We start from the raw sequence: 14,632 nt of genomic DNA on the forward strand, positions 1-14,632 counted from the left end.
TACTAAATCCTCGCTTGCTCTAATATAAATTCTTCTACAGAATTATGTTTTTGATACTGTACAACTAGTTGAGTTAAAACATTATCATTAAAAGCTTTACCAATTAATTGAGCACCTACAGGTAAATTATTAACAAAACCAACTGGAAACGATATTGCTGGAAGACCAGAAATATTCGCTGGAATAGTGTATATATCAGAAAGATATGCAGATACCGGATCTAACTTATCCCCCTTTCTAAATGCCTCACTAGGAGAAGCTGGCATAAATACAGCATCAACTTCTTCAAAAATTTTATTCATTTGATCTGTCATGATCCTACGAATTTGCTGAGCTTTATTATAATAAGAATCATACTGGCTTGATGCCAATACATAATTACCTATCATAATTCTACGCTTAACCTCAGCACCAAAACCTTCTGATCTAGATAATTGATATAAACTTTCTAAATCAGTTGCTTTATCACTTCTATGGCCATATCTAACTCCATCAAATCGAGCTAAATTTGCTGCCACCTCTGCTGGTGTAATAATATAATAAGTAGATAGTGCTTCTTTTAAATCTGGAAGAGTAACATTCTTAATTGTGACTCCCATAGCTTTTAAATTTTCTAAAGCTTTTTTCATTTGAGTAGCCAAATCAGGGTTTAAATCTTTCATTAAACTCTCATCTACTCCTACTACTTTGCCAGCAATAGATTTATCGATATCTTTTGTAAAGTGATTTTCTGAAACACCTACACAAGTTGAATCAAACTCACAGTCGCCTGAAATAGTATCAAGCATAATAGCCACATCTTCAGCATAATGCCCAAATATTCCAGCCTGATCAAATGATGAGGAGAAAGCTATCATTCCATATCTGGAAGTGCTTCCATATGTTGGCTTCATTGCTGTTAATCCACAAAAACTTGCCGGCTGTCTAACAGAACCGCCTGTATCAGAGCCTGTAGCAACTGGTGCAAAACCTGCAGCAACAGCTGCAGCTGACCCACCGGAAGACCCTCCAGGAACTCTATCTAAATCCCAAGGATTACTAACAGCCCCATAATAACTATTTTCATTAGTTGAGCCCATAGCAAACTCATCCATATTAAGCTTACCAAGAGTTATCATTCCTGCTTCTTTACATTTTCTAGTTACTGTAGAATCATATGGAGATATAAAGTTATCTAAAATTCTAGACGCACTTGTTGTTTTTATATCTTTTGTACAAAACAAATCTTTATGTAATATTGGGATACCAGTAAGTAAACCCTGCTTTCCTTCAGAAATAAGTTTATCAGCAGTCTCAGCCTCAGCTAATGCCTCTTTTTCACAAAGAGTGATAACTGAATTCAACTTTTTATCTTCTAACTTAATCTTACTCAAATACTCTTTTACCAGCCCAACTGCTGTAACACTTCCTGAGTCTAGCCTTTCTCGTAATTTTTTAATATATGACATGCTACCCTCTATTTAATAACCTGTGGAACCATAAAATAATCATCAACAATTTCACAAGCAAATTTCTCAAAACTCTTTCTATTATCTTGATCTGTCGGAACATCTTCTCTAAATTTAAAATCAACACTTAAAGGAGATATCATTGGCTTAACTCCCTGAGTATCAACTTTTTTAACTGCATCTAAAATTTCACATATATTTGTCAAATCTTTCGTAAACTTCTCAAGCTCATCACTAGTTAATTTAAAACTAGAAAGTTTTGCTATATGTTCTACTAATTGTTTATCCATGTTACAAAATATCCAAAAAACTATTAAAAATAACCTATTTACCTATAAGTTCAGAAATATTTTCATTAATTTCTTCAACTCTTATTGATTTACATCTATAGTCCAAATTCTTAGCAATATCAGACTCATAGAGACCCACGTAATTAGGATTACTATCTTTATAAATTCCAATAACTTTTTTGTTAAGCAAGTTAGCTAAATGCATAAAACCAGTATCAACACCTAGTACCAAATCTGCTTTCTCAACAACCTTAACAAAATCTTTAAACCCTAAAGTATCTAAAACTATGAATCTTGAATTATCCAGATTGGTCTTCAAAAAGTCACAAAGTTGTTTTTCTTTATCATCTGTATATGTGACTAATATATTTTTATCGGTATTTTTTAAAATACCCTTTGAAATATTCTGCCAATCTTCTTGACTTAGTTTTTTACTATCTTTTGAAGTGCCATGTAGCAATAAAATATAATCTTTTATATCAATATCTTTAGCTTCTGAGCTTATTAATACTTGATACGGCTTCTTTATATTTGTATTAAAAGCCTTTGATGCTAACTCTCTAAATCTTACAATAGCTATATTATCTCTCGAAACTCTAAACTTCTTCTTATAAAAAACAGATGCAAAAACGCTATCATTCGCTGATTTGCTATCAAGACCAAGAATCTCTCCTTTAAATAAGAATTTTGCAAATAATGCAGGCTTTAAAAGCCCATGCGTTTCCAGAATGTAGTCGTACCTATTTCCTTTTTGCTTCAACTCTCTTCTAAACTCTAAAAGATTTTGAATTAAGCTTAATGGCTTTTTCCGCCACTTCTTAAAAGGTATAGGTATAATATTATCAATATCTGCACACAATCTAGCTACATCTTCAAACTTCTCATCAACGAGCCAATCTATAGTCGCCTTTGGAAATTTCTCTCTTAGATCCCTAGCTACAGTAAAAGCGTGAAAAATATCACCTATAGCAGAAAGTCTAATAATTAGAATTCTCATATAACGATTTTTTTATGAATTTTAAGAAAATTATAGCAATCAGAATATCTTTTAGGAATATATTTTAACTAGTTATTGATAGATCGAGCAAAAACATTATCTATTTCTTTAAGATATGTCTTTTTAATACCTTCAAAATCCATTTCTGGAACAGTTAAATCTGTACCATGCTCATCTTTCATTATTTTCTCTAATTTCTTAGAAAATGATTCACCCTGTTTAAGGTCAAAAGCTACTTGTTGAACTATCTTATAGCAATCCTCACGCATAAATGGTGTATTTGCAATTAAGAAATGTAAATAGAAACTAGATAGATAAGAGCTATTGTTTCTTACTCTATCTTCTATAATATCTTTCTGAACTACAAGATTATCAATTGTATTTTTCATCCTACGTAACGCATAAACCATTATTCCAAAGTTATCTGGAAGATAAAAACGTTCTGCTGAAGAGTGAGAAATATCTCTTTCATGCCACAATACGCAATTCTCTAACGCGATAGAAACATGTGATCTAAGCATTCTAGCCATACCAGTTAAGTTCTCTGTAGAGATTGGGTTTTTCTTATGTGGCATAGTTGATGAACCTTTTTGGCCTTTAGAAAAACCTTCATAAACCTCAAAAACATCACTTCTGTGTAAGTGTCTGATTTCCACAGCTAATCTTTCAATAGCTGATGCAATAATACCATGGATAGAGATAAGCTTAGCAATTCTATCTCTTGGAATAACTTGAGTAGAAACATTCTCAACAGGTAAGCCTAAAATATCTGCCGCTTTCTTCTCATCTTCTGTAGTTAAGATACAGTAGTTACCAACTGCCCCAGAGAACTGTACTGTTAAGCCATCTTTTTGGAAATCTTTTAAATCTTTTAGCCTACGCTTAAACTCAACATATGAACCAAGGAATTTTTGACCAAAACTCATAGGCTCAGCAAACATACCATGACTTCTACCCATTGTGATAATTCTCTTAGTCTGCTCTGCTTTTGCTAATAACGAATCACAAAGAGCTTCTAAGTCTTCAACTACATGCTCTAAAGACTCGCGTATTTGTAAACTAAGAGCTGAATCTATAATGTCTGATGATGTAACACCGAAGTGGAAAAACTTCCCAGTTTCAGCAGTAAATTGCTCTGCGATAGATGTACAAAACGCGATAATATCATGCTTTGTAACTTTCTCAATCTCATCTACTCTTTCTGGTCTAACTTCAGCCTTTTCACGGATTTTAGCTGCTGTACCTTTTGGTACCATTTTATCTTCTAACGCTTCTAAAATAGCTAGCTCAACTTCAAGCATCTTACGATATTTATTTTCATCATCCCAAATCTTTGAAATCTCTGCTACATCATATCTCTTTATCATTTCCTAATTCCTATTTATTTAACTAAGAGCTTTTAAAAAATTAATAATAATTATACTATCTCTAGAAAGCATATTGAAACTTATTAATAAAAATATTAAATCTGGAGTTTTAATAAAAATATATGAAAAAACTATTAATCTTAATTGTTACAATCACCCTATCAAGTTGCTCTACTTTCATGACATCATATAAGGGTCCAATATTTAACGGTAGTGACTATGTCTCCACAGATGTGGGTACAACATACCATTATAAAAGAGTCACCTTAGAGGATAATAGTGAAATCTTATTAGAAATAAAAATAGAAAACTGTAATAAAGATAAAACACTATGTACTTACTCTACTAAGATATTTAATGCTAATGATAAGTTAGAAGGTAAGTACAACATGGACTATATAATAAAAAATGGCTCTGTACATATAGTTGATAAAATATATAAACAAGGCTCGCTATTATTACCTGCAAAACTAGAACTTGGTAAAGAAGTAAATCTAATAAACCAAGAAGAATATGGAGAAGTTCCAGAGAAACTAGTTATAACCAAAGAAATACCTAGTATCACAGTTAACAATAATGAGTATAAAGATTGTATCAACATAATATTTGAAACAATCACACCGACCGAATCAAAAGATTTAAAGGTAGTTACTAATCAAATTTCTTGTAAAAATATTGGTGCTGTGAACAAAGAATTGGCAATACTCTATCGTGTTCGTCTTAACCGAGATATAAATGATAATAACTTCACACTTTATCAAACGTATCTAGATACTTTACAAGAAATCACTCATGACAAATAAAGTCTAGAAAACTAAAATCTAATAACCAAATTCTATAGAATAACTACGACTAAATTTTTCTTGTGGCTGGATATCAATATTACCAATACGATACTCAATATCAACACCCATACCTAGTGTATCACTTCTGCCACACCATGGCTCGATACATACATACGGAGCATTAGCTTTTGGTTTTGACCATAGCCCTAAATATTCAAAGCCATCAAAAGTAACTTCTATATATCGATCTGAACCTTTTTCAGCCAATCTAACTTTCTTGTCCGAGAAACCGCTATACACTAAAGCATCATTATCAAAAGTATGATTACTTAACTGCACTTTGGATATTTTAAAATGCTTAGTTTCTCCCGTATAAAAAGCCTCTGGTGTAATTGGATGAAAATCTAATTTTTGTTCTGTAAAGGTAATTTCATAATCACTAAACTGATGCTTATCATCAAAAGGACAGGCAAAAGCTGGATGTGCCCCAAAACCACAGAATGCAACGCCTTCATCAAGATTTATAATATTGTATTCTGTGATAAGTTTATTAGCGTCAAGAGTATATGTAACTTCAAACCTTAACTTAAATGGATAGTTATCAGCTGTAGTCTCCATTGCTAGTACAACACTGTTTTCACTATGAAAAACAATATCAAATATAGTATGACGAGCAAGTCCATGATTACCCATAGGATATTCTTTACCTTGATACTTGATTTTATTATTGTGTGATTTACCAACTACCGGAAATAGTACAGGTGAAACTCCAGCCCATATTAGACCATCACCAGACCACATATACTCATGATTACTAGCAATATTCCTTACACTCTGGACTTCTGCGCCTAGTAAGTTAATTTCAACTTGTAAAGTATCACTTTCGATTGTCACCATAAGAACCCCCTCTTCACTATTAATAAAGAAATGAAAGTCTAATAATATTTAACAGCAATTCCTATTTAAAACTTTTCAATATTTCTTAATGTTTTACATTAATTTTTAGTATTGTTACAACAATACCATGCTGATTAAAGAATCCTCTTTTTTGATAAAAGATTATATTTTCTCCTAATTTCAGTTACCTTTTTAAAATTTGTTGTCGATGATAGTTTAGATATTCTTCTCTACCATCAACCTGCAAGTGTTTAAATATTTTATCATCGGATATTCCTAGCTTTGAGTAAGTCATATTCGACAAAAACGGAGAAAGAATACTTTTTTTATCATCCGTAAAAGACAAAAACCCACGATCAAAAAGAAAATCAAAAGTTGGAGTCAACATAAATCCATTTAGTGGGTCTGTTTTCTCAAAGTCATTTGATTTTGCCCATGGTTTAATATGACTAGCTATCAGAATTCTATCATCAGAAACTAATGTTATTGGACAAAATGGGCATAGTTTTAATAATTCTTCTCTATATTTACCCTGCCCAATCCTAGCTTGTGTTAATAAGCGTTTTTCTTGAACATCTTTAATATTATTAACTTGTCTTTGCTCTTTCTCAATTATATAAGGATGTTCCTCATTACCAAAGTAATCTGCAAAAAGTCTGAAATAATAGCTTAACCCACCATTTTCCCCTAAGAGCTTTACAACAGATATATATGTTATGTTTGGTAATGATAACTCTCTTATAAGTTTATATCCCCTATCAGAAGAATTTATATAAACTCTTGGGCCTGAAATTTGCGTTTGCTCTGTAACAATAAAATCAATTTTTTCGGGTAGTTTCTCTACCTCTTTTTTTCTTTTCTCCCAAAGTTTTGGGAGCAAGTCTTTACTTATATAGGGCTGTTCAGGATTTATATACTCTGCTTTAGTGTCATCTAAATATTTAAGTAAATCTCTTTTCAGAAGGAAACATGGGAGCTCAAAGCCCTCAAATCCAAAAATACTTCTTGTATCTTTATTATCATTCCCTATATATAGCTTAGCTTCTCCATTTCCCCCACCTATTTTATTTTGACGAACAACAAATGAATCAGCTATCGTAATTTTTTCTTTAGTATCCTCGACTTTATATTGCTTATCTAATATTTCAATTTTCATACTTTTATCTCACACAACTCTAGTAATATCCATCTGTTTTAATATAGCTATAAAAACATCTACCACTATACTATTTCCTGCCTGTCTATACATCTGAGTATCACTAACAACTTGTTTAAAATCATCTCTAAATCCCATTAATCTTAAACACTCTCTTGGTGTTAATTTACGAATCCTTCCTGTGTGAGTAACATAATTATCAACACCAGCCCTATGCATTTTATGCATTGTTTGCAAAAGTGGTCTTGCAATTTCTAAGTCAGTCTCTGTTCGAGTTTTAAAATTCTTTGTACCTGATGACAAAACATATTTCTCTACTTTATCAGATAAATAATATTTCTCTTCAACCTCATTAACATCAAAAATAAACTCATTATAGTAATTATACACCTCCTCAAAAATGAAATCTCCATGCCAGTTAAACTGCTGATTTGCTTTTTGACAAAGTGCTATATCTCCATTTATCTGAGTATATCTCTTTAACCTATTCTTTGAACTAGTAACGAATTTAATTCCTTTTTCTTTCAGATAGTATTTTGAATCAATATAGTCTTCCAGTAAATCTTGCATTTTTAATTCTAAGCCTATAGGTTCAGGAAACTCAAAATTTACTTTAGGATCTTTAAAACCAACAACAAAAATACGCTCTCTATGTTGCGGAATACCATAATCTTTAGAGTTTAAAACCTTATAATAGTATTTATATCCAAGCTCATTAAAGGTACTTTTTACTACATCAAAAGTATTCCCATTATCATGATTAATTAACCCTTTAACATTCTCATAAATAAAAACCTTTGGCTGAACTTCTTTAACAACTCTAGCGAAATCATAAAATAAAGTTCCTCTAGTATCATCCAAACCTTTTCTTTTACCTACCATAGAAAAAGCCTGACAAGGACTTCCTCCTACTAGAATATCTACTTGTTTATGATACTTTCTAGCATCAAAAGTTGTTATATCATCATGCCAATCCCTTTCTGAAACTTTATAATTTGCCATATAACTTTGTTTGACAAATTTATCAATATCTCCAGCAAAAACGATCTCTGTATCTAAATTTAAACGCTGAAAAGCATGCTCTATCGCCCCAATACCTGAAAAAACTGTTGCTAATCTAATTTTTGCATTAGAATTTATAAACTTCTTTTCTTGCCAACTCATGAATATCCTTTACCCAACCCACTTCCTAGCATTTCTAAACATTCTCATCCAAACTGAATATTCATCGTATTCTGTTGGAATCCATGAATTTGTGATAGCTCTATATACACGCTCTGGATGTGGCATCATGATTTGTACACGACCATTTAAAGCAGTAAGAGCTGTGATCCCACCCTTTGCACCATTTGGATTTTGAGGGTATTTTTCAGTAGCTTTACCATTGTTATCTACATATTTTAAAGCTATTTGATTACTTGATAACAATGCTCTTTCTTGTGCAACATTTTCAAATAATGGACGACCCTCACCATGAGCAATAGCAATAGGAGCTCTAGTGCCAGCCATGCCATCAAACCAAATAGAATCTGATTTTTGGATTTCCACCATAGATGTTCTAGCTTCAAACTGTTCAGATTCATTTTTTATAAATATTGGCCAATTTTCAGCCCCTTTAATAAGAGGTTTTAATTGGGCAAACATCTGGCATCCATTACAAACACCTAGAGCAACTGTGTCATTTCTATTAAAGAATTTACTAAAATCTGCTTTCAGCTTTTCACTAAATAAAACATTCTTAGCCCAGCCGCCACCAGCACCAAGAACATCCCCGTAAGAGAAACCACCACAAGCAACTAATGCTTTAAACTCATCTAAGTTCACTCTACCCGTGTGTAGATCTGACATATGCACATCCACAGCCTCAAAACCAGCCGTTGTGAATGCTGCGCCCATTTCCACATGGCCATTTACACCCTGCTCTCTAAGCACTGCAATCTTTGGCTTACGCATATTTATAAATGGTGCTGTAATATCTTCCTCAAGATTAAAAGTAGTATGTAAATGCAAACCTTTATCTTCAGTCTCTAAAATATTATCAAACTCCTGCTTAGCACATTCACTATTATCTCTAAGAGCCTGAATATTATAAGAAGTTTCAGCCCACCATCTTTGTAAAGTAACTCTATCATTAGAGTAAATCTCTTCACCGAAATTAAAGATACCGATTGTATCAGTAGTATTCTGCTTAGCCACAACTTCTACTGTTATACCAGTATCAGCAAATAATGCGCCTATAAACTCAATATCTTTCTCTTTAACCTGGATTACAGCACCTACTTCTTCAGCAAATAACTTACCAAACAAGTTTTTAGCATCTAAGGAAATATCAACACCTATATTACCAGCAAAAGCCATCTCAACTAAAGTTACAAATAATCCACCATCAGAAATATCATGATAGGCTAAGATTTTTTCTTGTTGCTTAAGTTCAGTAACTTTTTCAAAGAAAATTTTCAACTTCTTAGCGGAAACATCCGGAGCTTCATCACCAACTTGATTATAAGCTTGCGCTAAACAAGAACCCCCTAATCTACCAGTATGGTTAGAGACATCTAAGTGTATTAAAACTGTGTCATTACGCTCATGAATCATTGGCGTTAGCGTTCTTCTAGCATTCTCAACTGGGGCAAAACCAGAAATAATCAAAGAAAGTGGCGATGTAACAGATTTAGCTTCCGCATCATCTGTCCATTTTGTTCTCATAGACATAGAATCTTTACCAACTGGAATAGCTATTCCAAGCTCTGGGCAAAATTCCATACCCACCGCTTTCACAGTTTCATAAAGTTTTTGATTTTCATCAGTATGATTAGCTGCAGCCATCCAGTTTGCAGAAAGTCTAATATCTGAAATATTTTTAATATCCGCAGCTAATAAATTTGTAATAGTTTCAGCAACTGCCATTCTACCTGAAGCTGGTGCATTTATTACAGCTAATGGAGTTCTTTCACCCATTGCCATAGCCTCACCTGCTTGACTATCTACCGTAGCTGTCGTTACAGCACAATCTGCCACTGGCACTTGCCAAGGACCAACCATCTGATCACGAGCAACCATCCCCGTAATACTTCTATCTCCGATAGTAATAAGGAAAGACTTAGAAGCTACTGCTGGAACTTTTAATATTCTCTCTATAGCATCATCTAACTCTAGATCAGATGTATCAAATACTTTTTGTTGAGCTTTAGCTGTAGTAACTTCAATATGCATTTGCGGAGTATTTCCAAACAATACTCCCATAGGAAGATCAACAGGCTTAGTATTAAAATGCTCATCATTTAATGTAATATGCTTTTCACTGATTGCTTCCCCAACAACCGCAAATGGGCATCTTTCTCTTTTACAAAGCTGCTCAAAGAATTCTAAATTTTCTGGAGAAACGGATAACACATACCTTTCTTGTGATTCATTTGACCATATCTCTAGAGGTGATAAACCATCTTCACCTATAACAACTTTTCTAAGTTCAAAATCACCACCAACATTACCATCTTTAACAAGCTCTGGAAAAGCATTAGAGATACCACCAGCTCCAACATCATGTATAAATGTAATAGGGTTTTTCTCACCAAGTTGCCAACACTTATCTATAACTTCTTGGCATCTTCTCTCCATCTCAGCATTACCTCGCTGAACAGAGGCAAAATCAAGTTCAGAATTAGCACCTGATGACACTACAGATGAAGCTGCTCCACCACCTAAACCAATTCTCATAGCTGGGCCGCCTAAACAAATAAGCTTAGAACCAACTTTAATATCACCCTTTTCAACATGCATTCTTTTGATGTTACCCATACCACCAGCAATCATAATTGGCTTATGATAACCAAATACTTGCTCACCAACTGATGAGTTACCAGTCTGCTCATAAGTACGGAAATATCCATTCAAATTAGGACGTCCAAATTCATTTGCATAATGCGCCCCTCCGATAGGAGCCTCTATCATAATTTGCAAAGGGCTAGCCATGTGACTTGGTTTACCATACTTTTTCATTTCCCAAGCTTGTTCAAAGTTAGGAATATTTAAGTTTGAAACTGTGAAACCTGTAAGCCCTGCTTTTGGTTTTGCTCCAAGCCCTGTAGCACCCTCATCACGAATTTCACCACCTACTCCAGTAGCAGCACCACTAAATGGAGCTATAGCTGTAGGATGGTTATGAGTCTCAACTTTCATCAAGATATCAACCTCTTCCTGATGATATCCATACACCCCAGTTTTTGTATTAGAGTAAAACCTTTGAGCCGTTGCACCCTCTATCACAGCAGCATTATCTTTATATGCAGACAAGACCCCTTTAGGAGCTTTATTAGTAGTGTTTTTTATCATCTTAAAAAGCGATAAATCCTGCTCTTTATTATCTATTGTCCATTTAGCATTAAAAATCTTATGACGACAGTGTTCTGAGTTTGCTTGAGCAAACATATATAATTCCGTATCAGTCGGATTTCTTTGAAGATTCTTATATTGCTCAGCTAAATAAGCTATTTCTTGAGTACTCAATGCTAAACCTAATTTCTTGTCAGCATCTTGTATAGCTTTCTCACCCTCTTCTAAAACATTTACATATTCTAGAGGCTTAGGTTCACCCTTCTTAAATAGTTTCTCCAACTCAGCTTGGCTTGATAAAATTTCTTCAACCATTCTATCAAAAACTAGTTTTTTTATAGACTCCAACTCAGTGGCAGATATATTTCCCTCTACCCCATATAAAGTAGCTCTTTCCACTCTTTTAATTTTTGTTATACCAATATTATGAACAATATCTGTTGCTTTAGATGACCATGGGGAAATTGTCCCTATTCTTGGTGCTATAATAAAAAGTTCACCTGCTGGATGAGCTACACCATATTCTTTATTATAACTAAGTAAAGATTTTATAATTTCTTGATCTTTCTCTGTTAAATCACTGTGAAGATCTAACACATGTAAAAATTTAGCATTTATCGCTAAAACACTAGGAGCTATTTTTCTTATATCTTTTAAAAGTTTTTTCTTTCTAAATGGTGAAAGTGCACTTAAGCCATCAAAGATTCTAACCATATTCAATAAAGCTCCCTATTTATTCTTCTTTTTTAGAGCTTTTCTTTCTTTTTCTAGCTCTTCTAAATATTTATCATCAACATCACCAGTGACATAATGCCCAGAAAAAACACTATCCTCAAAATGTTTAATTTTAGGATTTTGCTTTTGTATAGCATCTTTCAAGTCACTCAAAGATAAATAAATCAAACCGTCTACACCTATCCATTGACGGATCTCTTCCACAGACTTACCATGAGCTATAAGCTCTGACTTAGTTGGCATATCAATACCATATACATTCGGGTAGCATACCGCTGGTGAAACTGAAGCTAGATAAACACTTTTAGCCCCAAAATCTCTTATCATTTCGATAATTCTTTTTGAAGTTGTACCCCTAACAATTGAGTCATCTACTAACAAGACATTCTTATCTTTAAACTCAGCTGGAATAGGATTTAATTTTCTTCTAACATAATTTTTTCTATCTACTGACTCTGGCATTATAAAAGTTCTACCAACATAGCGATTTTTTACAAAACCCTCTCTATACTCAACCCCTAATGCTGTAGCAATCTCTTGAGCAGATGCTCTACCAGTTTCAGGAACAGGTATAACAATATCTATACCCTTATTTTTCCAAAGCTCTAGGATCCTTTTACTCAAAATCTTTCCTGAGTCAACTCGGCTTTGATAAACACTTACACCATTCATAATACTATCTGGTCTTGCAAAATAAACATACTCAAATAAGCATGGATAAAGCTCTGGGTTTTTCGCACATATTTTTGTGTGTATCTTATGATCTTCTGTAATAACTATAACCTCTCCAGGCTCAACATCTCTTAAAATTCGAAAGCCTGAAATATCTAATGCCACACTTTCACTAGCAACCATATATTCTTTTTTGCCTTGACCAATCTCTTTAACTCCTAAGATCAGTGGTCTAATTCCGTATGGATCTCTGAAAGCTACTAACCCAAGATTAGCTACCATAGCAGTACAAGCATAACCACCTTTTGCATGTTTAAATACAAAACTTGTTGCTTTAAAAACAGATTCTGGAGTTGGACAACCACGAGATTTATTCATACCACAAGCAAAAAAGTTCAATAAAAGTTCAGAGTCTGAATTAGTATTCAAATGTCTTCTTTCTATATCGTGAAGTATTTTTTGAAGTTCTTTAACATTTGTAAGATTTCCATTATGCGCAAAGACTATGCCATGAGGGTTATTTACATAAAATGGCTGACTATCCGCTGCTCCCAAGCTACCTGCTGTAGGGTATCTAACATGACCAATGCCAACAGAGCCTTTTGACTTTGCTAACTTATCATCTGAGAAGATATCATTAACTAATCCCGTATTCTTACGAATAAAGAATCTTCCCTCATCTAAAGTAGCAATACCAGCAGCATCCTGACCTCTATGCTGTAAAAGACTTAACCCATCAAAGAGCGTATAACTAACTTGACCATGGCCTACTACGCCAATAACTCCACACATAAGAACCTATAACATTAAAGATTTATAATTAGCAACTCAATAATTATAACAATATTTTACTCAATAGTTGATAACTCTTATGCTTATAAGTTCTTATTATTCTAAGTTATTTATTAATTGCTCTAAAACTGTTTAGATTTTCTTTTCTAATTTGTTACAATCGCAAACGAGAAATAAGGACAGTTCGTCCATTTAATTTACAACTTCACTAGTTCTAGTAAAAAATTTGTAGTGTTTAAGCCAAGATATTCAACTTTGGCTTAAAAATTAAATGAGGAAAAATAGCATGATAGATCAACTATCTCCTGATAAGTTTTATCACGAGGTTACAAAAAAGAATATAGGTGTATATACAGAAAAAGAACAAACTAAACTACGCAATAGCCGAATAATAATCTTTGGATTAGGTGGTGTTGGTGGAATGGAAGCAATATTATGTGCTAGAAGTGGTATAGGTCATATCAGCGGAGTTGATCCTGATATTTTTGAACTATCAAATATAAATCGTCAAATGATCGCCGTGACATCAACCATGGATAAATATAAAAGTGAATCTACAGAAAAATATTTAAAAGATATAAACCCTTTTCTTAGTACTAATTTTCATAATGTGAAAGTCACAGAAAGCAATGTTTTTGAATTAATGGAGGGACATGACTTAGTGCTAGAAGCTTTAGATGACATGCCTTCTAGAATAGTAGTTCATCGTGCAGCAAAAAAACTTGGAATTCCAAGTATATCAATGTCTGGCAGCCCTCCTCATCGTGGATTTGTATCATCATTTTATCCAGATGGAATTTCTTATGAAGACGCTTTAAACATTCCAACTCAAGGTAAGTCAATATCTGACCCTGAGGTTACTGAATTTGTGCATAGCATTAAGAAAAAGCGAGCTCAACATTCTGTTACTAAAGGAGCTCCTCAAGCTTGGGCAGATGATTTTTGTAATGGAAAAGCCGGATGGATCATAACACCAATAAGAGCCTCTCTTTTAGCATCATTTAGCTGCCATGAGGCCACTCAAATTCTTATAGGTCAAAAACCTCTAGCTCCAGCACCCAAGGGCATATACATAGACATGGGTAATTTAACAAATCCAGTTAGTGTGATAAACCCAAAGTGTGGATATTGGGAAGCTTACAAGATATAGAGATAAGGATA

The 14,632-nt window shown here is 33.5% G+C and carries 11 protein-coding genes; 2 read left to right on the forward strand and 9 right to left on the reverse strand.

Translation table 11 applies throughout. From position 1 onward, the window contains the following. Positions 1-2: 2 nt before the first annotated feature. The 4 genes from gatA to purB all read right to left on the reverse strand — a co-directional run bounded on the left by gatA (position 3) and on the right by purB (position 4,102). Complete coding sequence (gatA, locus tag KX01_RS00965) at positions 3-1,448, reverse strand: Asp-tRNA(Asn)/Glu-tRNA(Gln) amidotransferase subunit GatA (protein ID WP_071663220.1); 1,446 nt, start codon at positions 1,446-1,448, stop codon at positions 3-5. An 8-nt stretch (positions 1,449-1,456) separates the two neighbouring features. Next, on the reverse strand, positions 1,457-1,738 hold the full coding sequence (gatC, locus tag KX01_RS00970) for an Asp-tRNA(Asn)/Glu-tRNA(Gln) amidotransferase subunit GatC (protein ID WP_071663221.1): 282 nt from the start codon (positions 1,736-1,738) through the stop codon (positions 1,457-1,459). Between the two features lie 34 nt (positions 1,739-1,772). Further along, positions 1,773-2,735: a lipopolysaccharide heptosyltransferase I gene (gene waaC, locus KX01_RS00975; protein ID WP_071663222.1), complete on the reverse strand. Its 963-nt coding sequence runs from the start codon at positions 2,733-2,735 to the stop codon at positions 1,773-1,775. A 68-nt stretch (positions 2,736-2,803) separates the two neighbouring features. Beyond that, a complete protein-coding gene (gene purB, locus KX01_RS00980) occupies positions 2,804-4,102 on the reverse strand; it encodes an adenylosuccinate lyase (RefSeq protein WP_071663223.1) in 1,299 nt (432 codons plus the stop codon). Between the two features lie 122 nt (positions 4,103-4,224). Here purB and KX01_RS00985 point away from each other — a divergent pair, with 122 nt between their 5' ends. Further along, positions 4,225-4,905 (forward strand): hypothetical protein, encoded by a 681-nt coding sequence (locus tag KX01_RS00985; protein WP_156860353.1) that lies wholly within the window; start codon positions 4,225-4,227, stop codon positions 4,903-4,905. Positions 4,906-4,923: 18 nt separating this feature from the next. Here KX01_RS00985 and KX01_RS00990 read toward each other — a convergent pair whose 3' ends face one another. The 5 genes from KX01_RS00990 to purF all read right to left on the reverse strand — a co-directional run bounded on the left by KX01_RS00990 (position 4,924) and on the right by purF (position 13,471). After that, complete coding sequence (locus KX01_RS00990) at positions 4,924-5,784, reverse strand: aldose 1-epimerase family protein (protein WP_071663225.1); 861 nt, start codon at positions 5,782-5,784, stop codon at positions 4,924-4,926. A 184-nt stretch (positions 5,785-5,968) separates the two neighbouring features. Continuing rightward, the gene (locus KX01_RS00995; RefSeq protein ID WP_071663226.1) at positions 5,969-6,940 is read right to left on the reverse strand and encodes an HNH endonuclease; all 972 of its coding nucleotides are present in this window, start codon (positions 6,938-6,940) and stop codon (positions 5,969-5,971) included. 9 nt (positions 6,941-6,949) lie between these two features. After that, positions 6,950-8,104: a DNA (cytosine-5-)-methyltransferase gene (gene dcm, locus KX01_RS01000; RefSeq protein WP_071663227.1), complete on the reverse strand. Its 1,155-nt coding sequence runs from the start codon at positions 8,102-8,104 to the stop codon at positions 6,950-6,952. Positions 8,105-8,113: 9 nt separating this feature from the next. Next, a complete protein-coding gene (purL, locus tag KX01_RS01005; protein WP_071663228.1) occupies positions 8,114-11,986 on the reverse strand; it encodes a phosphoribosylformylglycinamidine synthase in 3,873 nt (1,290 codons plus the stop codon). Positions 11,987-12,001: 15 nt separating this feature from the next. Further along, positions 12,002-13,471, reverse strand: coding sequence for an amidophosphoribosyltransferase (gene purF / locus KX01_RS01010; RefSeq protein ID WP_071663229.1), 1,470 nt, complete (start codon positions 13,469-13,471; stop codon positions 12,002-12,004). 286 nt (positions 13,472-13,757) lie between these two features. Between purF and KX01_RS01015 the strand changes: the two genes are divergently transcribed. Further along, positions 13,758-14,621: a HesA/MoeB/ThiF family protein gene (locus tag KX01_RS01015; protein ID WP_071663230.1), complete on the forward strand. Its 864-nt coding sequence runs from the start codon at positions 13,758-13,760 to the stop codon at positions 14,619-14,621. Positions 14,622-14,632 lie beyond the last annotated feature (11 nt).

Origin of the sequence: Francisella frigiditurris (genome assembly GCF_001880225.1) — a bacterium.
Classification (GTDB): domain Bacteria; phylum Pseudomonadota; class Gammaproteobacteria; order Francisellales; family Francisellaceae; genus Francisella; species Francisella frigiditurris.

Excerpts from the sequence above, each read along its gene's own strand:
- purF (WP_071663229.1), bottom strand. The coding sequence starts at position 13,471 with ATGTGTGGAGTTATTGGCGTAGTAGGCCATGGTCAAGTTAGTTATACG.
- KX01_RS00985 (WP_156860353.1), top strand. The coding sequence starts at position 4,225 with ATGAAAAAACTATTAATCTTAATTGTTACAATCACCCTATCAAGTTGC.
- KX01_RS00995 (WP_071663226.1), bottom strand. The coding sequence starts at position 6,940 with ATGAAAATTGAAATATTAGATAAGCAATATAAAGTCGAGGATACTAAA.
- purB (WP_071663223.1), bottom strand. The coding sequence starts at position 4,102 with ATGATAAAGAGATATGATGTAGCAGAGATTTCAAAGATTTGGGATGAT.
- dcm (WP_071663227.1), bottom strand. The coding sequence starts at position 8,104 with ATGAGTTGGCAAGAAAAGAAGTTTATAAATTCTAATGCAAAAATTAGA.
- KX01_RS00990 (WP_071663225.1), bottom strand. The coding sequence starts at position 5,784 with ATGGTGACAATCGAAAGTGATACTTTACAAGTTGAAATTAACTTACTA.
- KX01_RS01015 (WP_071663230.1), top strand. The coding sequence starts at position 13,758 with ATGATAGATCAACTATCTCCTGATAAGTTTTATCACGAGGTTACAAAA.
- waaC (WP_071663222.1), bottom strand. The coding sequence starts at position 2,735 with ATGAGAATTCTAATTATTAGACTTTCTGCTATAGGTGATATTTTTCAC.
- gatA (WP_071663220.1), bottom strand. The coding sequence starts at position 1,448 with ATGTCATATATTAAAAAATTACGAGAAAGGCTAGACTCAGGAAGTGTT.
- purL (WP_071663228.1), bottom strand. The coding sequence starts at position 11,986 with ATGGTTAGAATCTTTGATGGCTTAAGTGCACTTTCACCATTTAGAAAG.
- gatC (WP_071663221.1), bottom strand. The coding sequence starts at position 1,738 with ATGGATAAACAATTAGTAGAACATATAGCAAAACTTTCTAGTTTTAAA.